General features: G+C 62.9%; 20 protein-coding genes. 12 read left to right on the forward strand and 8 right to left on the reverse strand.

Features of this window, described 5'->3' with window-relative positions:
• The first annotated feature begins 1 nt into the window (after position 1).
• The 3 genes from AN189_RS07505 (at position 2) to AN189_RS07515 (ending at position 2210) form a co-directional block, all read left to right on the forward strand.
• Positions 2-1240, forward strand: a complete 1239-nt coding sequence (locus AN189_RS07505) for a glycerophosphodiester phosphodiesterase family protein (protein ID WP_056033523.1) — start codon at positions 2-4, stop codon at positions 1238-1240.
• Positions 1241-1320: 80 nt separating this feature from the next.
• On the forward strand, positions 1321-1680 hold the full coding sequence (locus AN189_RS07510; RefSeq protein ID WP_056033526.1) for an SUF system Fe-S cluster assembly protein: 360 nt from the start codon (positions 1321-1323) through the stop codon (positions 1678-1680).
• A gap of 167 nt (positions 1681-1847) precedes the next feature.
• Positions 1848-2210 (forward strand): iron-sulfur cluster assembly accessory protein, encoded by a 363-nt coding sequence (locus AN189_RS07515; RefSeq protein WP_056033529.1) that lies wholly within the window; start codon positions 1848-1850, stop codon positions 2208-2210.
• Here AN189_RS07515 and AN189_RS07520 read toward each other — a convergent pair.
• Complete coding sequence (locus AN189_RS07520; protein ID WP_056033531.1) at positions 2207-3127, reverse strand: isopenicillin N synthase family oxygenase; 921 nt, start codon at positions 3125-3127, stop codon at positions 2207-2209. The two genes, AN189_RS07515 and AN189_RS07520, sit on opposite strands and share 4 nt — an antisense overlap.
• Before the next feature lie 67 nt (positions 3128-3194).
• Here AN189_RS07520 and tpiA point away from each other — a divergent pair, with 67 nt between their 5' ends.
• Positions 3195-3938 carry a triose-phosphate isomerase gene (gene tpiA, locus AN189_RS07525; protein WP_056033537.1) on the forward strand — a complete coding sequence of 248 codons (744 nt, stop codon included), beginning with the start codon at positions 3195-3197 and terminating at the stop codon, positions 3936-3938.
• Positions 3939-3940: 2 nt separating this feature from the next.
• Here the strand turns inward: tpiA and AN189_RS07530 are convergent, their stop codons facing one another.
• Entirely contained in the window at positions 3941-4723 is a 783-nt protein-coding gene (locus AN189_RS07530) for a B12-binding domain-containing protein (RefSeq protein ID WP_056033540.1), read from the reverse strand.
• A 160-nt stretch (positions 4724-4883) separates the two neighbouring features.
• Here AN189_RS07530 and AN189_RS07535 point away from each other — a divergent pair, with 160 nt between their 5' ends.
• Positions 4884-6059, forward strand: a complete 1176-nt coding sequence (locus tag AN189_RS07535) for a cytochrome P450 (protein WP_056033543.1) — start codon at positions 4884-4886, stop codon at positions 6057-6059.
• Between the two features lie 15 nt (positions 6060-6074).
• On the opposite strand, the gene AN189_RS07540 is transcribed toward AN189_RS07535, so the two are convergent.
• A complete protein-coding gene (locus AN189_RS07540) occupies positions 6075-6536 on the reverse strand; it encodes an Lrp/AsnC family transcriptional regulator (protein ID WP_056034191.1) in 462 nt (153 codons plus the stop codon).
• Positions 6537-6672: 136 nt separating this feature from the next.
• Here AN189_RS07540 and cysG point away from each other — a divergent pair, with 136 nt between their 5' ends.
• From cysG to AN189_RS07570, 6 genes are all read left to right on the forward strand, one after another.
• On the forward strand, positions 6673-8070 hold the full coding sequence (gene cysG, locus AN189_RS07545) for a siroheme synthase CysG (RefSeq protein WP_056033546.1): 1398 nt from the start codon (positions 6673-6675) through the stop codon (positions 8068-8070).
• Positions 8070-8369, forward strand: coding sequence for a DUF2849 domain-containing protein (locus AN189_RS07550; protein WP_056033550.1), 300 nt, complete (start codon positions 8070-8072; stop codon positions 8367-8369). The genes cysG and AN189_RS07550 overlap by 1 nt, the downstream gene beginning before the upstream one ends.
• A 3-nt stretch (positions 8370-8372) precedes the next feature.
• Positions 8373-10046, forward strand: a complete 1674-nt coding sequence (locus AN189_RS07555; RefSeq protein WP_056033553.1) for a nitrite/sulfite reductase — start codon at positions 8373-8375, stop codon at positions 10044-10046.
• Positions 10036-10770, forward strand: a complete 735-nt coding sequence (locus AN189_RS07560) for a phosphoadenylyl-sulfate reductase (protein ID WP_056033556.1) — start codon at positions 10036-10038, stop codon at positions 10768-10770. Before AN189_RS07555 ends, AN189_RS07560 begins: the two co-directional genes overlap by 11 nt.
• A 43-nt stretch (positions 10771-10813) precedes the next feature.
• A complete protein-coding gene (locus tag AN189_RS07565; protein ID WP_056034194.1) occupies positions 10814-11209 on the forward strand; it encodes a DUF934 domain-containing protein in 396 nt (131 codons plus the stop codon).
• Between the two features lie 62 nt (positions 11210-11271).
• A complete protein-coding gene (locus tag AN189_RS07570) occupies positions 11272-12120 on the forward strand; it encodes a ferredoxin--NADP reductase (RefSeq protein WP_056033558.1) in 849 nt (282 codons plus the stop codon).
• Positions 12121-12196: 76 nt separating this feature from the next.
• On the opposite strand, the gene AN189_RS07575 is transcribed toward AN189_RS07570, so the two are convergent.
• Positions 12197-13186 carry a hypothetical protein gene (locus AN189_RS07575; RefSeq protein WP_056033561.1) on the reverse strand — a complete coding sequence of 330 codons (990 nt, stop codon included), beginning with the start codon at positions 13184-13186 and terminating at the stop codon, positions 12197-12199.
• 174 nt (positions 13187-13360) lie between these two features.
• Between AN189_RS07575 and infC the strand changes: the two genes are divergently transcribed.
• Positions 13361-13906 (forward strand): translation initiation factor IF-3, encoded by a 546-nt coding sequence (gene infC, locus AN189_RS07580; RefSeq protein ID WP_157057432.1) that lies wholly within the window; start codon positions 13361-13363, stop codon positions 13904-13906.
• A gap of 112 nt (positions 13907-14018) precedes the next feature.
• Here infC and AN189_RS07585 read toward each other — a convergent pair whose 3' ends face one another.
• The 4 genes from AN189_RS07585 to AN189_RS07600 form a co-directional block, all read right to left on the reverse strand.
• Positions 14019-15941: an OmpA family protein gene (locus AN189_RS07585; RefSeq protein WP_056033564.1), complete on the reverse strand. Its 1923-nt coding sequence runs from the start codon at positions 15939-15941 to the stop codon at positions 14019-14021.
• A 108-nt stretch (positions 15942-16049) separates the two neighbouring features.
• Complete coding sequence (locus AN189_RS07590; RefSeq protein WP_056033567.1) at positions 16050-16838, reverse strand: xanthine dehydrogenase family protein subunit M; 789 nt, start codon at positions 16836-16838, stop codon at positions 16050-16052.
• A gap of 95 nt (positions 16839-16933) precedes the next feature.
• Positions 16934-19315, reverse strand: a complete 2382-nt coding sequence (locus tag AN189_RS07595; protein ID WP_056033569.1) for a xanthine dehydrogenase family protein molybdopterin-binding subunit — start codon at positions 19313-19315, stop codon at positions 16934-16936.
• 105 nt (positions 19316-19420) lie between these two features.
• Complete coding sequence (locus AN189_RS07600; RefSeq protein ID WP_056033572.1) at positions 19421-19903, reverse strand: (2Fe-2S)-binding protein; 483 nt, start codon at positions 19901-19903, stop codon at positions 19421-19423.
• Positions 19904-19972: the final 69 nt, after the last annotated feature.

Here is a 19972-nt window from a genome sequence, read left to right on the forward strand (position 1 = left end):
GATGAAAACCCGCATGCTGACATGTGTTGCAGCCCTCGCCGCAACATCCGCCCTGGCCGAGACGCACAGCGCCGCTGGACCGCTGGATGGCTACGGCCCGCGCCCTGCATATCTGATCAGCCAGATGCAGGACGGCCCGCTGAAAGACGCGCTTGCCGCCTGCGAGGGTCAGCAGATCGCCCGCACCGATTTTTCGATCGGTCACCGCGGCGCGCCGCTGATGTTCCCCGAACATACCGTCGAATCGAACCGCGCCGCCGCTGGCATGGGCGCAGGCATCCTTGAGTGTGACGTGACCTTTACCGCCGATCACGAACTGGTCTGCCGTCACGCGCAGAACGACCTGCACACGACGACGAACATTCTGGCCACCGATCTGGCCGAAAAATGCACCGCACCCTTTACCCCCGCCAGCGGTGACACCTCCGCCAGCGCGGAATGCCGCACCTCGGACCTGACACTGGCCGAATTCCAGACGCTGCGCCCCAAGATGGACGCCGCTGATTCCACCGCCACCACGGTCGAGGCCTATCTGGGCGGCACCGCCGACTGGCGCACGAACCTTTACGACGACAACGCACAGCTGATGACCCACGCCGAGAGCATTGCGCTGTTTGCCGACCTTGGCGCAAAGTTCACGCCCGAACTGAAATCCGCCAGCGTGCCGATGCCCGACGGTGATTTCACCCAAGAGGCCTACGCCCAGAAGCTGGTGGATGAATATGTCGCAGCCGGTGTCGATCCCGCAGATGTCTGGCTGCAATCGTTCAATCTGGACGATGTGAAATACTGGATCGCGAACACCCCGGAATTCGGCGCGCAGGCCGTTTATCTGGACGACCGCTATGAGGCATCGGACGAAGACGAAGGCATGATCGACCCACTGGACACGGCAACTTTTCAGCCGACGATGCAGGAACTGGCCGATATGGGCGTGAACTATATTGCACCGCCGCTGTGGATGCTGATCACGCTGGACGACGCAGGCCAGATTGTCCCCTCGCCCTATGCCACAGCGGCCAAGGACGCCGGTCTGAACATCATCGCATGGAGCTATGAGCGCAGCGGTCCGCTGGCCAACGGTGGCGGATGGTATTTCCAGTCCGTTGCAGACGCGATCAGCAGTGACGGCGACTACTACGAAGTGCTGGACGTTCTGGCACAAGATGTCGGCATCGAAGGCATGTTCAGCGACTGGCCCGCGACGGTCACCTATTACGCCAACTGCATGGGCCTGTAATCACGGCGGCGCGGGTCACCCTTTACGGCCCGCGCCGCTAATCCTATATGATTGGTCAGGAATAGCCGGGAATCGAAGACATGACCGATCAGACACCGATGGAAGGCACGCCACTGATTGCGCCCTCCTCTACCGATCATCCACTGCACGAAAAGATCGTCGAGGCCTGCCGGTCCGTCTATGATCCCGAAATCCCGGTCAATATCTACGACCTGGGCCTGATCTACACGATCGCGATCGACGACGAAAACGCGGTGAACATCACGATGACGCTGACGGCACCGGGTTGCCCCGTGGCAGGCGAAATGCCGGGCTGGGTCGCTGATGCGGTCGAACCCCTCGAAGGTGTGAAACACGTCGATGTCGAAATGACGTTCGAGCCGCAGTGGGGCATGGACATGATGTCGGACGAGGCGCGTCTGGAACTGGGGTTCATGTAACCCCGCCTGCCTGCGGTAATAGCAGACATTTTCGGCGGGCCGCGACGGCGGCGCACCCCCGTTCGTACGGTGGTACAGGGCAGCGGCTGCCTGCGCACCTCCGAACCGCCCCCTTGAGACACGGTGCCATCCCGCCTACATTGATAAGGCATCAGAAAGGACACCCCATGTTCGGCATTCCCGGCAAACAGGCCGTCACCATCACCGACAAGGCCGCGCGCCAGATCGCGAAACTGATGGCCAAGGACGGGTCGCAGGGCCTGCGTATCGGCGTCAAGAAAGGCGGATGCGCTGGCATGGAATACACGATGGACTACGTGTCGGAGGTCGATCCGATGGACGAGGTCGTGGAACAGGACGGCGCACGGGTGATGATCGCGCCCATGGCGCAAATGTTCCTGTTCGGCACCGAAATCGACTATGAAACCACCCTGCTGGAAAGCGGTTTCAAGTTCCGCAACCCCAATGTCGTGGATGCCTGCGGCTGCGGCGAGTCGATCAAGTTCAACGAGGCGATCACGACCACCTAGGCCTTTTGCAGGTGGATATAGGTTTCGTTGAACCGTCTTTGCAGATGATCCATAGCCATGACAGGTGCGGCACCCGATGGGGCCACATTGGCATCATGGTCAGGGTTGAAAAACAACGGCACTGAAATCCGTTCATCCTGCGTGCCGATGACACGATGCGGCGTCGCCTTGACCCGGCCGGCTGTCCAGATTTCCAGCATTTCACCGAAATTGATCACGAATTCACCGGGCGGTGCACTGACCGGTATCCAGCCGCCACCGCGCTGGCGGACCTCCAGACCGGGCGATCCGTCGGTCGCCAACAAGGTCAGGCAGCCATAATCGGTATGTGTGGCGATCCCGAAATCCTTGTCCCCCGCCGAGGCCGGACGCTGAGGGTAGAAATTCCCGCGCAACAACGCCATCGGCGTGCCGAACTTGTCCGCAAAAAACGGGCCGTCCTCGCCCACGGCATTCAGGATCGCGACCAGCAGATCGCGCGCCACAAGACAGGCATCGGTAAAATAACGCCGCAGCAACGGGGCGAAATCGGCAGGCTGATCGGGCCATTGGTTGCGGGCATAGGCCGGAATGCCCGCCGTGCGATAGGGATGGCTGGCAGGCAGGGTGACGCCGCAGTCAAAGACCTGTTTGTAATCGGGATTGGCGTCGGGATTGACCTGTTCCGACCCGGACGCCCCCCAGCCCCGGTTCGATCCGGTGCGGGACATGTCAACAGCCTGCTTGGCCGCGGCGGGCAGGTGGAAAAATGCGCGGTAGGCCGCGATCACCTCTGACACGCGTGCAGGCGTCAAAGCGGTGTTATGAATGGTCAGGAACCCCACACCGGTTGCGGCAGTCGCGGCGGCGTCACGCGCCACGGCGTGCCCTGCGTGCTGCGGATCGGTCAATGCGGCGGCGTCAATACGTGGGATCATGGTCGGCCTTTCCGTTCTGTGTGCGACTTGCTACCAAAGCCGTGGGCATTGGCAAAGGGGACCTCTCATGCGACGCAGACTGGCGGCAGGCAACTGGAAGATGAACGGCTTGGTCGATGACCTGAGCGAAATCAAGGCCTTGACCGAGGCTCACCCTGACCCGGACGTCGATATGCTGATCTGCGCGCCCGCCACACTGATCGCGCAGATGGCCTGGGCGCGTGGCACCCATGCGCTTCAGATCGGGGGGCAGACGTGCCATGCCGAACGCAATGGCGCACATACGGGCGACATCAGTGCACCGATGCTGCGTGATGCAGGTGCCAGCCACGTGCTGGTCGGCCATTCCGAACGCCGCACAGACCACGGCGAAAGTGATGCAGATGTCGCGGCGCAAGCCGCTGCCGCCCATGCAGCAGGCCTTGTGGCGGTGATCTGCATCGGTGAAACGCTGGACCAACGCGACAGCGGTCACGCGCTGACGGTCATCACCGACCAACTGCGCGGGTCGCTGCCGCCCGGTGCAACAGCAGCCAATACAGTCATCGCCTATGAGCCGGTGTGGGCGATCGGCACCGGCAAAGTGCCCACCACCGAACAGATCGGCGAGGTGCACGGCACCCTGCGCACCACCCTGCGCGACCTGATGAAACAGGCCGAGGGCGTGCGCCTGCTATATGGCGGGTCGGTCAAGGGATCGAATGCGGGCGAAATCTTTGCGGTGGCGGATGTGGATGGTGCCCTAGTCGGCGGCGCCAGCCTGAAGGCCGCCGATTTCTCGCCGATCGTGTCGGCGCTGGAAAACGCCTGAGATCAGCCCTGCAAGCGCTGTCGCAACCGCAAGACGGCGCTGGGCAGATCCGTCAGCCAGTCCTCGGACGGGACACCGGGAATCTCGGGCGCTGATTCCACGATACCACCCGCCATCAGCACTGCCCCGTCGGGCAGTGCTGCACGCAGGTCATCCACAAGGCTGGCAAAGATCAGCGCGTCCCCCTGCCCGTAACCCACAAGCACCACGACATCGTGGCTGCCTTCGCGGGCACGTTTCAGGATGCTCGCCTGCGTCCCGCCGATGCAGATATCAACGTCCCATCCATCATCACGCAGCAGGTTGGCAAAAATTTCGATCCCCAGCGTATGGGTTTCACCCGGGGCCAGCGCCAGCATGGCGTGGGGCGCATCGCCCTTGCGCCCATCTGCCCGGTCGTGATGCGCGCTGAGGTCGCGGACGATCTGATGCAACCGTCCGGATCCCAGTGTCACCTCGGCAAAGCTGCGGCAATCTTCGGCCCAATCCTGCCCCAGCCTGCGCGCCGCAGATGCGATATAGCCGATGTAGATCTTGGCCGGCGAATTGCCGTCATCAAGCAACCCCTTGATGTATTGCTTCAGCGGCTTGCTGTCCGGCTCTATCAGCAGCTGGCACAGGCGGTCGATTTCGGCGCGGCCGGGATCGAATCCCTGTTCTGCCGCCTTTGGCATCCTGAAGGCCAGACGACGCATCGCCTCCTTGGCCACATCACGCACGGAATCGTCCGACGTGCGCCGGTACGCTGCTTCGCCTTGGTTTTTCCGGCTGTCTTTATCGGTCACGGTCTCCCCTCCCGGCAGACTCAAGCGCTGTCAGTAGCCTGACTTATCCTGCACCCCGTTGTATACATTTTTTTACGGAATGCTTTGGTATGCCGACCGGGGGGACAGAATGCCGCAACCCAGACTTGCACATGGCCGCGACTGGTAGCATGCAGAGATCATGGAACATTTTGATCAAAGCCCGACCGATCCGGCCTTCGTGCAGGACCCATATCCGCTTTACGATCGCATGCGGGCAGCCGGTGATTTCGCCTACTGGACGGACTATGCCATGCCCTGTGCGGTCAGCCATGCCGCCGTATCAGCCGTGCTGCGTGACAAACGCATGGGCCGCGCGCCACTGACACAACCGGCCGCTGACCCCGCGCGCGCCGCATTCGACGCCATCGAGGCCCATTCCATGCTGGAACTTGAGGCCCCGGACCACACCCGCCTGCGCGGGCTGGTGCTGCGCGCCTTTACCTCGCGCACGATTGCCGCCCTTGAGGATGGCATCCGGTCGCTGTGCCACGACCTGATCGACCATTTTCCGGACGGCGATTTTGATCTGCTGGATGCCTATGCCCGGCCCGTGCCGGTCATTACCATCGCCCGCCTGCTGGGGGTTCCGGAACAGGCCGCGGACGACTTGCTGCGCTGGTCAAACGCCATGGTCGCGATGTATCAGGCCCGCCTGACACCGCAGATCATGACCGAGGCGGACAGCGCCACCCGCGCGTTCACCGCCTTTCTTCGGGATCATATCACGGCCAAGCGCACAACACCCGGCGATGACCTGCTGTCCACCCTGATCGCCGCCCGCGACGGCGACGCCCGCCTGTCGGAACCGGAACTGATTTCGACTGTGATCCTGTTGCTGAACGCAGGCCACGAGGCGACGGTTCACACCCTTGGCAACGGCGTGGCGACCATGCTGAAAACCGGACAGCGCCGCGCCGATGCGGCCGCGGTCGAGGAAATCATGCGCCATGACCCGCCGCTGCATATGTTTACGCGCTGGGTCTATGACACTTGCGAGATTCTGGGACAGACATTTGAGCGCGGTGACCGGATTGCATGCCTGCTGGGCGCTGCCAACCGCGATCCGGCGATCTGGTCAGAACCGCACCGATTTGATCCCGACCGGTCCGGTCCGGCGCATGTGGCGTTCGGCGGCGGCATCCATTTCTGCGTCGGCGCACCACTGGCCCGGCTGGAGTTGCGTGTCGCCCTCGATGTGTTGTGGGAAAGGCTGCCGCAGCTCGCACTCGTGACACAACCTGTCTATGCCGACGCCTATCATTTCCACGGGCTGGAGCGTTTGATGGTGCGGGATGCCTCCGGCGGGAGTATTTGAGGCAAGATGATGCGACTAGAGCGGCAGGGCCACCGTGGATTTGATTTCCTCCATCGACAGCAGCGCAGTAACGGTGTGGACCTTTACCTCTGAAATGAGCGCTTGGTAAAAGATGTCATAGGCGCGGGCATTGGCGACGCGCACCTTGAGGATGTAGTCGATATCGCCTGCCAGGCGGTGCGCCTCTTGCACCTCTGGCCGGGCGGTCAGCGCATTCAGGAAGCGTGACTGCCAGACCGCATCGTGTTCGCTGGTGCGGATCAGCACAAAGAAGCACGCCTCGAAGCCCAAGGCCTCGGCATCCAGCAGGACGGTCTGCGATTTGATGACCCCCGCCTCGCGCAGCTTGCGGATCCGGTTCCAGACCGGCGTCTTGGACGACCCGATTTCGGTGGCGATCTCGTCCAGCGACCGTGATGCGTCGCGCTGCAATGCCGCAAGAATTTTCCGGTCTGTGTCATCGATACGGATCGTCATTCGCATATCCTGCCATTTGTAGAACATTGCACCAGAACAGTGCGGCCACTGGAACGTGCGTTCTTAACTAAGCGGGCCACTGTCCAAATACCAGAACAATGTTCTATATGACAGGGCAGAACCGAAAGGATGCGCAATGGATCATTTTCCCGTTTTCATGGCCGTCGCTGGACGCCGCATCGTCCTGTCCGGTGGTGGCGAGGCCGCCCTGGCCAAGCTGCGCCTGATCCTCAAGACCCGCGCTCATGTGACGGTCTTTGCCGCTGACGCCCATCCAGACCTGCACCGGTTGGCGCATGAGGGCAAGCTGACGCTGGTCCAGCGCGCGATGGAGCCCGGCGACGCCATGTGCGCCGTGCTGTTCTATGCCGCCAATGAGGACGAGACCGAGGATGCCCGCGTGGCGGCCCTTGCGCATCGCGATGGGGCCCGCGTCAACATCGTCGACAATCTGGCCGACAGCCAGTTCATCACGCCCGCCATCGTGGACCGTGATCCTGTCGTCATAGCGATCGGCACCGAAGGGGCCGCCCCCGTTCTGGCCCGCAAGATCAAGGCCGACCTCGAGGAACGCCTGCCGACATCGCTGGGCCTGCTGGCGCGGATCGGCAAGACGTTTCGGTCTGCGGTCGACGTCTTGCCGATGGGGCGCGTGCGCCGCGATTTCTGGTCCGCGTTCTATTTCGATGCGGGGCCAAAGGCGCTGGAAGCTGGTGGAGAGGAAGCAATCCTGCCGACACTCAACAGCCTGCTTGATGATGCGATCAACACACCCGCCAAGGTCGGTCATGTCGATCTGGTCGGCGCGGGACCGGGCGACCCCGACCTGCTGACGCTCAAGGCGCGTCGCGCGCTCGATACCGCTGATGTGGTGATCTACGACCGGCTGGTCACGCCCGAGATCCTGGAACTTGCACGGCGCGAAGCGCTGATGATCGACGCCGGCAAGGAAGGATTCGGCAGCGCCATGGCGCAGGACGACATCGATGCGCTGATCGTGCAGCATGCGCTGGACGGCCATCATGTCGTGCGCCTGAAATCCGGCGATCCCACCGTGTTCGGACGTCTGGACGAGGAAATCGAGGCCTGCACCGCCGCCGGTGTCAGCTGGCGCATCATCCCCGGTATCACCGCCGCAAGTGCCGCCGTCGCAGGTCTGGGCCAGAGCCTGACCAAACGTGGGCGCAATTCGTCCGTGCGGTACATAACAGGCCACGACACGCGGGGTTTTGCAGATCACGACTGGAAAACGCTGGCCCGCCCCGGCGAGGTCGCCGCGATCTACATGGGCAAGCGGGCGGCACGGTTCATCCAGGGCCGCCTGCTGATGCATGGGGCCGATCCCGCAACTCCCGTGACCATCATCGAAAACGTCAGCCGTACCGATCAGCGTATTCTGGCCACCACATTGGCCCAGCTGGAACCGACCCTGACAGAGGCCCGTTTATCAGGTCCGGCCCTGACGTTTCTCGGTCTTGCACCCCGCGACGCACTGGCCGCCAGCACCGATATCCCCGCAGAGGAATTTGCATAATGCCAAAGGCTTTCACACCAAAGGTCATCACCGCCAACGCGCTTCTCGAGGGTGACGCCGTCTGGCTGACCGCCGACGACCGCTGGTCGCGCGACATCGCAGAGGCAGAGCTGCTGACCGACGAGGCCCACGCGGAACTGCGCCTGCTGGAGGCCAGCGCGCGCCAGTCCGAAATCGCAGGGGCCTATCTGGCCGACGCACAAGAGGGAGAAGCCGGACCGGAGCCCGTGCATTTCCGCGAGGCCTTCCGCACCCGCGGACCATCGAACTATCCCCACGGCAAACAGACGAGGGCCTGATCCATGTACAAGTACAACGATTTCGACGCCGCATTCGTGCGCGAACGTGTCGCCCAATTCCGCGGTCAGGTCGCACGCCGCATCGACGGATCCCTGACCGAGGACGAATTCAAGCCGCTGCGCCTGATGAACGGCCTGTATCTGCAACTGCACGCCTACATGCTGCGTGTGGCCGTGCCCTATGGCACGCTGAACAGCCGCCAGATGCGCCAGCTTGCCATGATCGCGGACCGGTGGGACAAGGGTTATGGCCATTTCACCACGCGGCAGAACATCCAGTACAACTGGCCGGAACTGCGTGACGTGCCCGATATCCTTGACGCGCTGGCCGACGTGGAAATGCACGCGATCCAGACCAGCGGCAACACGATCCGCAACGTGACGGCGGACCATTTTGCCGGTGCGGCCGCTGACGAAATCGCAGACCCCCGCCCCTATGCAGAGCTGCTGCGGCAATGGTCCACGGACCATCCCGAATTCCAGTTCCTGCCGCGCAAGTTCAAGATCGCGGTCACCGGGGCCGAGGCCGACCGCGCGGTCATTCGCGCCCATGACATCGGACTGCAACTGGTCCGCAATGACGCCGGAGACATCGGGTTCCGCGTGCTGGTGGGCGGTGGTCTGGGCCGCACGCCGATGATCGGCAAGGTGCTGACGGATTTCCTGCCAGTCGCTGACCTGCTTCCCTATTGCGAGGCGATCGTCAGCGTCTACAACCTGTTGGGCCGGCGCGACAACAAGTACAAGGCGCGCATCAAGATCACCGTGCACGAGAACGGCATCGACCAGATCCGGGCCTTGGTGGATGAACGCTTTGCACGCATCCGCGCCGCGTTTTCGGGCATCGATCAGGCCTTGCTGGCGGAAATCCAGACCGCCTTTGCGCCGCCTGCATTCAAGACGGCACAGACCGATGGATATGAGGCGGCTCGCCTGGCCAACCCTGCGTTCCGATCCTGGTCCGACACCAACCTGACCGCGCACATGGCCGATGGCTATGCCATCGTCAGCGTGTCGATCAAGAAACACGGTGCCACGCCGGGCGATGCGACATCCGACCAGATGCGCGCGCTGGCCGATATCGCCGAAACCTACGGTCATGACGAGCTGCGCATCAGCCACGAACAGAACGTGATCCTGCCGCATGTGCATCAATCCGATCTGCCTGCTGTCTATGCCGCATTGCGTGCGGCGGACCTTGCCACGGCAAATATCGGGCTGGCGTCGGACATCATCGCCTGCCCCGGCATGGATTACTGCGCGCTGGCAACAGCGCGGTCGATCCCCATTGCACAGCAAATCGCGACCCGGTTTGACGAACTCAAACTGGAACACGAGGTCGGCCCGCTCAAGATCAAGATTTCAGGCTGCATCAACGCCTGTGGTCACCACCATGTAGGTCACATCGGCATCCTTGGCCTCGACCGTGCAGGAGTGGAAAACTATCAGATCACGCTGGGCGGCGACGGGTCCGAGGACGCGGCGATCGGCGAACGCGCGGGGCCGGGTTTCAGCGCGGATGAGATCATCCCTGCGATCGAACGGCTGGTGCTGGGCTACCTTGATCTGCGTGAGGACGCGTCCGAGACCTTTCTTCAGGCCTACCGCCGTCTGGGCGCTGGTCCGTTCAAGGCGGTCCTCTATCCTGACAAGGAAGGCGCACGCGATGCCGCTTGATAACCTGTCCGACAGGGTCACATCCCTGAACGAGGCCTACAAACACCATTCGGCCCGCGCCGTTCTGGAACGCGCCCTGACCGACAGCCAGACTGGCAACCTCACGCTTGTCAGCTCTTTCGGGGCGGAATCCGTGGCGCTACTTCATATGGTGTCAGTGCTGGATCGCAACCTGCCGGTGTTGTTTCTGGATACCGAGATGCTGTTTGCGGAAACGCTGACCTACCAGATGGAAGTCGCTGAACGCCTGCACCTGGGCGACGTGCGCGTCCTGCATCCCGACCGTGATGCGCTGCTGGCACGCGACAACGAAGGGCTGCTGCACCTGTCGGACCCCGACGGCTGCTGCGCCCTGCGCAAGACCGAACCGCTGATGCGCGCCTTGGGCGAATTCGACGGCTGGATCACCGGGCGCAAGCAATACCAGGGCGGTCAGCGCAAGGCTCTGCCGTTCTTCGAGGCGGATGGCGACCTGCTCAAGGTCAACCCGCTGGCGCATTGGACCCGTGACGATGTGCAGGATTACATGGTCGAAAACCGCCTGCCCCGGCATCCGCTGGTGGCGCAGGGGTATCCGTCGATCGGCTGCGCCCCCTGCACGACCAAGGTCGCACCCGGCGAAGACCCGCGCGCGGGACGCTGGCGCAACCGCGAAAAAACCGAATGCGGCATCCATTTTGTCGACGGCAAGATGGTCCGCATCCCGGCGGGTGCCGGACTTTGAACATCACAGACGCGCGGACCATAACGTCCCGCAGGAGAAACCGATGAGCGTGATTGTAACCGATAGCGGGTTCGCACCCGATGATTTCACAGGCACCTTTGTCCCCATGGGCGAGGACGGTGTGGCCGTGGACGTGCCCTCTGATGCCGACCCTGACGCCGTGCGCGCCCTGACCCGCGCGCAGGTCGTGCGGATCGCATTCCCCAGCTTTGCCGATGGGCGCGGATTCACCCTCGCGGCGATTTTGCGGCGCGCGGGTTTTACCGGGCGTCTGCGGGCCCACGGTCACGTGCTGGCCGACCAATACGCCATGGCGCGCCGCAGTGGTTTTGACGAGGTCGAAATCGACGACACGCTGGCCGCCCGGCAACCGCAGGATCAATGGATCGCCCGTGCCGACTGGCGCGCCCACGCCTATCAGGCGCGTATGCGCGGCTGACTTTCACCCATTTTCTTTTTGCACTAGACGGAGGGCGGCGCAGACGTGCCGCTGATGACCCAATGACAGAGCAACGCCCCGTGACAGATACCGCCGCAAAACCCGTGCCCACCCTGCCCGACGCCCAGACCGTCACGGCGGTGCAGCACTATACGGACAAACTGTTTTCATTCCGCGTGACCCGCCCCGCATCGCTGCGGTTCCGGTCGGGCGAATTCGTCATGATCGGTCTGATGGGCGACCCGCACCCCGAAACCGGCAAGCAAAAGCCGCTGCTGCGCGCCTATTCCATCGCATCGCCCGCCTGGGACGACGAACTGGAATTCTATTCGATCAAGGTCGAGAACGGCCCGCTGACATCGAAATTGCAGCACATCCAGCCCGGCGACCAGATCATCCTGCGCCCCAAACCCGTGGGCACGCTGGTGCATGATGCGCTGCTGCCCGGCAAACGGCTGTATATGTTCGCCACGGGCACAGGCTTTGCCCCCTTTGCGTCGCTGCTGCGCGAACCCGAAACCTATGAACGGTTCGACGAGGTCATCGTCACGCATACCTGCCGCGACGTGGCGGAACTGACCTATGGTGCCAATCTGATCGCCGATCTCAAGCAAGACGAGATGATGATCGAACTGCTGGGCCAAGAGGCGCTGGACAAGATCCGCTACTACCCGACCACTACCCGCGAAAAGAGCGACAAGATGGGCCGGATCACGACCCTGATCGAGAACGGCGACCTGTTCACCGATCTGGGTGTGCCACCACTGAACGCGCAGGATGATCGCGCGATGGTCTGCGGCAGCTTGGCCTTCAACAAGGACATCGCGGCGCTGATGGAGGCCGCTGGCCTGCACGAGGGGGCTAATTCCGAACCCGGCGAATTCGTCATCGAAAAGGCATTCGTCGGCTGAACAAGCCCCCCAATGAACATCAAAAAAGGGCCGCATCCTGTTGGGATGCGGCCCTTTTGTCGTCGTTCTGGCGGGATCAGTTCACGCCCATCGCGGCACGGATCTGGTCCAGCACGCTGGACAGCATATCGGGATTGTCGCGCACCGTTTCGGCAGCGCGGGTCAACACCGTTTTCTGCATCGCACCCAGCTCGCTTGCCTCGATACGCGCGATGACGGCATCCGCGTCGAAACCTTCGGGGGTCAGCAGTTCGGTCAACGGAACCTCGGCCGCGTCAGTGCCGGCATCGGCGGCAGCAGCATCGCCTTCGGTCGTTTCTTCGGCGGTTGCGACTTCTGCCTCGGCGGCCACGTCCGCGTCAGGTGCAACAGCCTCTGCCTCGGCTACGGCTGCATCTGCCTGATCTGCGGCTGCATCAACACCTTCGGCAGCTGCATCGGCGGTCGCATCAACTGCGGCGGCGGCATCGGCGGCTGCGTCTTCGGTCGCGGCGGCAGCATCATCGACGGCTGCGGCGGCATCGGCTGCAGCATCTTCGGTCGCCGCGGCGGCGTCTTCGGTTGCAGCAGCCGCATCCGCAGCTGCGTCTTCGGTTGCGGCGGCAGCATCATCGACGGCTGCGGCGGCATCGGCTGCGGCATCTTCGGTCGCGGCGGCGGCGTCTTCGGTTGCAGCTTCAACTTCGGCTGCGGCTGCATCTGCGGCGTCTTGGACGGCAGCGGCGGCCTCGGCGGCAGCGGCATCAGCCTCAGCGGCCATCGCTTCGGCTTCGGCAGCGGCGGCCTCTGCGGCGGCGGCCGTTTCTTCGGTCGCGTCACCTGCTGCGTCCGTCATGGCGTCAACCGCTGCATCTGCTGCGGCAGCAGTTTCTTCAGTCGCATCCTCGACTGCCGCGGCCGTGTCTGCGGCAGCGTCTTCGACGGCCGTTTCTGCCTCTTCTGCGGCGACGGCGACGTCATCCGTCTGGCCTGTCACAACAGCCTGAGGGTCCTGCCCATCTACAAAATACTGATACCCGAAAAAGCCGAGAACAGCGACGACAACGATGATGACAAGTGCTTGCATGGCATTTGGTCCTTCTGATCCAGTTTCACCTTTTGGTGATCCGGTTCCTACTTGGTGTCAGTTGCAGGAAAAGAAAAGGGGTAACCCGCAACCACCAATTGCCGCTTGAAGGTCGCGGTGCAGCGCATTACCTACATTTGCAACCCTCAAGACAACGATCGAAGGATAAAGATCATAGGACGCAGACCCCACAACGCGCCACCACAGCGCGACACTGGCCCCCGCATCAACGACCGCATTCGGGGCGGAGACATCAGACTCATCGGCGCCGAAGGCGAGAATGTCGGCGTTGTGTCGCCCGAACGGGCGCTGGCCATGGCCGAAGAGGCCGGTCTGGACCTGGTAGAGATTTCCCCCAACGCCAATCCGCCCGTCTGCAAAATCATGGATTTCGGCAAGTACAAGTACGAAACCCAGAAGAAAGAAGCCGAAGCGCGCAAGAAGCAGAAGATCATCGAGATCAAGGAAATCAAATTCCGTCCGAATACCGATGACAACGACTACGGCGTCAAGATGCGGAACGTCTACAAGTTTCTGGCGAACGGCGACAAGGTCAAGATCACCCTGCGTTTCCGTGGCCGCGAAATGGCGCACCAGGAACTGGGCCGCGCCCTGCTGGAACGTGTGGCCGAGGACACCAAGGAACACGGCAAGGTCGAAAACTTTCCCAAGATGGAAGGCCGCCAGATGGTCATGCTGATCGGGCCACTTCCCAAGTAAGCGACCCAATCGGCAAAGTTCGGGGGTCAGCGCATCGGCGCTGACCCCTTTTTCATTGCGACAGGCCTATCTGCAGCGGGCCGGGGCGGCTCCTGCCCCCGCCCGCCCGTTTTCAGCTATCGCGCAGCAGCGGCGTGATATTGCGTACAGACGCACGGCGATTTTCGCGTTCGGCTTCCAGCGTCCGCACCTTGAGATAGGATTCGCCGTAGCCCTGCGTCACCAGGTTTTCCGGCGGCACACCGAAATACTGCGTCAGCGCCAGCGCCACCGTTTCCGCACGCCGGTCCGACAGGCCCAGGTTATAGGCCGCAGCGCCGACCGCATCGGTGTGGCCCTCGATCAGGAAAACAGCACTCGGATCATCCGAGATCACCGCCAGCATCGCCCGGCCCAGTGCACCCAGCTCTTCGGCCTCGCTGAGCTGGATCGCAGCGGAACCGCTGGCAAAGGTGATCGTGTCTAACTCGACTTGCGGTGCCAGTTCGCGCACCTGCTGCACCTCGCGGATCTGTTCCAGCGAATAGGCCCGGCCCGTCTGGGTCAGCAGACCGGCCGACAAGGCTGCGCGCAATGCCGCGTCATCTGCATTGCCCAATTGAGTTTCCCGCCCGGTCTGCACCTGCGGCAGGGACGCGACATCAATCGGGTCCACCTGTTCCAGATCGTTGATCAGTTGCACCTGGGTGCCATCCACACGCGTCAGCGTGCGGCGCAGCACCGTTCCGTCGGCCGCACGGATGGTGGTCACGAAACTGCCGTCTTCTCGGGTGACGGTCGTCAGGGTCGATCCATCGTCAAAGGTCTGGGTTGCGATCTGCGCGCCAGGTTGTCGCAACAGCGTGTTGTCGTCACGCAGTACCCGCAATTCGCCTTCACGTTCCACGATCACACGGTCGCCGGAATTGGACACGACAGCATCACCATTGTTGAGGATCGCACCAACCGTTGCGGCCCCCAACCCCAGCAGCAGGGCCTGTTCGAACCGGGACAGCCCGTCGTCGTCATCCTCTGCGGTGGCGGTATCGCTCAGCACCTGCGTGTCGAAATCCTCGTCAGCGGACCGCACATCCTCTGACTGGACTTCCTCGGTCACGACTTCTGCACTGTCGGGTTCAGCCGTCGCAGCGGCGGATTGCTGACGTGCCGCGGCGCGTTCGGCACGGCGTGCGTCACGGGCGGCCAACTCTTCTGCCGTCGGTTCTGACAATGTTTCGGCGTCTGCGATGTCAGTTGCAGGAGCCTCATCGACCGCCGGGTCCTCTGCCTGCGCGTCCGGCGCGGCCGTCACATCAGGGTTAGATGTCTGTGCGGCATCCGTGCCTTCTCCAGCGTCAGTGGCCTCCGCCTCTGCCTCTGCTTCTGGCGCGACTTCAGCTTCATCTGCAGTGTCACTGGCAGGCGTCGTCGTCTCTGGTACCTCTGTCTCTTCGCTGGCTGGAACGTCTTCAGCGACCGGGGCTGCCTCTTCCGCAGGTGCTTCCTCATTCACCGGTGACTCTGCCTCGGCCGGGGCCGCCTGCTCTGCCTCAGGCGTTGCCGCCTCGACCGGTACAGCTTCGGTGGCGGGCTCTTCGGTGGCAGGCTCCTCAGTGTTCTCAGCCTCAGCTTCGGGTGCGGTTGCCGGGGCTTCCGGTTCCGCGGCGACAGGTGCCTCATCCACCGGTGCGGCCTCTGCCGGGGCAGCCTCATCCTGCGCGGCGGGTGCGTCAGCCTCAGTCGCATCCTCCGCCGGATCCGCTGACACCTCATCGCCTTGCTCTTCGGCAACGACAGGTTCGCCCTCGGCCGTGGCGTCTTCGATCAGCGCCTGTGCGGCCGCCAGTTGCGCAGGTCCACAGACCGCGGGATCATCCGTCACGACCAGATCAGCAGTCACGGCTTCTTCTCCGATGGCCGCCGCCAGGGCCTGCGCATCCGCCATGGCGGCACCGTCGGGCAAATTGCACGGAAAGACCGCCTCCTGCGCCGAAGCGGATGAGACGGACAGCCCGATCATCAGGGCCGTGGTAGAGGTCAGGGTCAATCGCGTCATGGTATTCCTCGCAAACAAAAGGTGCCCCCGGCACATGCCGGGGACACCTGATCAACCCTTGGAAATCACCCCCGTTCCTGCGGCGCAGGACCGGTGGCGGGGTTCCGCCTAGACGGCCCGCGCGACTGCCCGCTTTGCCATGACGCCGCACAGATGCGCACGGTAATCCTTGGACCCGTGCAGATCGCCGATCATGCCGTCCGCATCGACCGACAGCCCGTCCAGCGCATCGGGTGCGAAATTGGCCGACAGCGCGTCCTCGGCGGCAGACCAGCGGAACACGCCGGATTCCGACGCACCCGTGATCGCCACCCGCACACCGTCCGCAAACCGCGCGACAAAGACCGCAACCAGCGGGAACCGGGACGCGGGCTGGATGAATTTCTCGTAGGCAGCCGCCTGCGGGACGGGAAATTTCACTTCGGTGACGATCTCGTCTTCTTCCAGGGCCGTCGTGAACATCCCCTGAAAATAATCATCCGCCGCGATTTCCCGCCGGTCTGTGCAGATGGTCGCACCACAGCCCAGAACCGCCGCCGGATAGCAAGCAGAGGGATCATTGTTCGCCACACTGCCACCGATGGTGCCACGGTTGCGCACGGCAGGATCACCGATCCGGCTCGCCAGATAGCTCAAGGCCGGAAAACTGTCGGCAACAGCCTCGGCCACCGCGCGGTGCACTGTCGCACCTTTCACGCAGATCCGGCCTGCGCTGTCGGTGCTCACTCCCTTCAGATCGGCGATCCCGTGCAAGCTGACCAGCGTTTCCGGCATCGCCAGACGCGCCTTCAACGTCGGGATCAGTGTCTGTCCTCCACTCAGCGCCTGTCCGCCAGCGGCGATGGCCGCCTTTGCCTCGTCCAGCGTCGTGGGGCGCGCAATATCAAATGCGTACATTGTGTCTCTCCTCTTGGCGGATCTGCGGGATCACCGCATCATCTTGCCGAAAATACTCCGGGGTCCGGGGCAGCGCCCCGGTCCCTCACTCTCACCTAGGCCGCGTCGGTCCTTGCGGCGTGCATCGCGGCCCAGACGCGATGCGGCGTCAGCGGCATGTCGATATGGGCCACGTTCATGCCGCCCGACTGGATCGCGTCGATGACCGCGTTCACGACCGAAGGTGGCGACCCGATGGCGCCGGCCTCACCGCAGCCCTTTACCCCCAGCGGGTTGTGCGTACAGGGCGTCTGGCAGGAATGGTCAACCGAATAGAACGGCAGATCATCCGCGCGCGGCATGGCGTAATCCATGTAGGACGCGGAAATCAGCTGGCCGTCGGCATCATAGGCGCAGTTTTCCAACAGCGCCTGACCGATGCCCTGCGCGATCCCGCCATGCACCTGGCCCGACACGATCATCGGGTTGATGACATTGCCGAAATCATCCGCAGCAGAGAAACGCTCGATTTTGACGTGGCCCGTTTCGGGGTCCAGCTCGACCTCGCAGGCATAGGCCCCAGCCGGATAGGTAAAGTTGGCAGGATCGTAGAATGCCGTCTCCTCCAGCCCCGGTTCGATATCCGTCAACGGATAGTTGTGCGGCACATAGGCCGCCAGGGTCACATCGCCCCAGGCCACGGATTTGTCCGTGCCTGCGACGCTGAATGTGCCGTCCTTCAGCTCAATGTCCCCTTCAGAGGCCTCCAGCAGGTGGGCCGCGATCCTCTTGGCCTTGTTGATGACCTTCTCGGCCGCGCGCACCATGGCCGATCCGCAGACCGCCAGCGACCGCGACCCATAGGTGCCCATCCCGAACGGAATTTTCGACGTGTCACCGTGGACGATGTCGATCTGGTCCTCGGGAATACCGATCATCTCGGAAATCACCTGCGGAAAGGACGTCTCGTGCCCCTGTCCGTGGCTGTGGGCCCCGACCATGACGCTGATCGATCCGGTCGCGTTCACCCGCACCGTCGCCGCGTCATACAGACCCGCCCGCGCGCCAAGCTGCCCCACAAGGTTCGACGGCGCGATGCCGCAGGCCTCGATATAGCTGTTCACACCCAGACCGCGCAGCTTGCCGCGGGCCTCGCTCTCCTTGCGTCGCGCTTCAAAGCCCGCGAAATCGGCAATCTCGGTCAGCTTGTCCATCGTGGCGTTGTAATCGCCGGTATCGTATTCCACTGCGACAGGCGTCGCATAGGGGAACTGGGTGATATAATTCTGCCGACGCAACGCTACCGGATCGACGCCCAGCTCGCGCGCGGCCATGTCGATCACCCGTTCCAGCTGATAGGTCGCCTCGGGTCGGCCCGCACCACGATAGGCGTCGACCGGCACCGTATTGGTGAACACCGCCTTGACGTTCACATAGACCAGCGGCGTCTTGTAGTTGCCCGCCATCAGCGTGCCATGCAGCCAGGTCGGCACTGAAGGCGCAAAGGTCGACAGATAGGCCCCCATGTTGGCGTAGGTCTCGGTCCGGATCGCGGTAAAGTTGTTGTCCGCATCCAGTGCCAGCTGGATCTTGGACACGTGATCCCGGCCATGCGCATCGGACATGAATGCCTCTGACCGCGTGGACGTCCATTTGACGGGACGGTTCAGCGCCTTGGCGGCAAATGTGCAGAACGCCTCTTCCTGATAGTGGAAAATCTTGGTGCCGAATCCGCCGCCCACATCGGGGGCCACGACCCGCAACTTGTGTTCAGGAATGCCCAGCACGAATGCACCCATCAGCAGGCGGATCACATGGGGGTTCTGGCTGGTGGTGTGCAGCGTGTGCATGTCGTCGGCACGGTCGTATTCACCCACGGCGACCCGCGGTTCCATCGGGTTGGCCACCAGTCGATTGTTGACCAGTTCAAGGGTGGTGACATGCGCTGCCGCCGCGAATGCAGCATCGGTCGCGGCCTTGTTTTCCTCGACAAAACCCCAGTCGTAACACAGGTTGCTCGTCAGTTCGTCGTGGACCTTGGTCGCCCCCTCGGCCACGGCGGCCTTCATGTCGACCACGGCTGGCAGCTCGTCATAATCCAGAACGATCGCCTCGGCGGCATCGCGGGCCTGCGCACGGGTTTCCGCGACCACAGCGGCAACGGGCTCGCCCACGTGCCTGATCTTGCCATGCGCGAGCACCGGGTGACGCGGTTCCTGCATCGGCTGGCCGTGACGGTCGGTGATCTGCCAGCCACAGGGGATCGACCCCACCGCCTCGAAATCCGCACCCGTAAAGATACGCACGACACCCGGCATCGCCGCGGCCTCTGCGGTATCGACACCATTCAGCTTGGCGTGGGCCACATCAGCGCGCAGGAAATGCACATAAAGCTGGCCATGAATGTTGATGTCGTCGGTATATTTTCCTGTACCGGTCAAAAACCGGATGTCCTCGCGCCGCTTGCTGCTGGCACCAATTCCACTGTCTTTGGGCATTGCTCTCTCCCTGAACCGCGCATCGACGCCTCTCGGCCCGCCTGCGCATCATCTTGCCAAAAATACTCAAACCGGCGGCCCGCCTCCCTGCGCGCCGCCCGCAAATCACTCGGCGGCCATCGCGGGCATCTCCTGTCCGCTGGCTGCCATGATCGCCTTGACGATGTTGTGGTAGCCCGTGCAGCGGCAGATATTGCCCTCAAGGTACTGGCGCACCTCGTGCTCGGTGGGCTTTGGGTTTTCCTTGAGCAGGCTGGCGGCCGTCATGACCATACCGGGCGTGCAATAGCCGCACTGCAAACCGTGATGATCCTGAAACGCCTGCTGAATTGCGGACAGCGTTCCGTCCTCGGCCGCCGCACCCTCGATGGTGGCGACCTCTGCGCCATCGGCCTCGGCCGCGAACATGGTGCAGGATTTCACCAGTTCTCCGTTCACATGCACGGTGCAGGCGCCGCATTGCGACGTGTCGCAGCCCACATGCGTCCCGGTCAGACGCAGGTCGGACCGCAGGAAATCCACCAGCAGTGTGCGGCCCTCGACCTCTCCGGTCACCTCCCTGCCGTTCACCTTCATCGTCAGCTTCATGTGCAATCCTCCCTTTCGCATCGGGATCAGTTAAGCACCCAATTTCACGTCTGAGAAGGCCTTCTTGAC

Origin of the sequence: Loktanella sp. 3ANDIMAR09 (assembly GCF_001420005.1) — a bacterium.
GTDB lineage: Bacteria > Pseudomonadota > Alphaproteobacteria > Rhodobacterales > Rhodobacteraceae > Loktanella.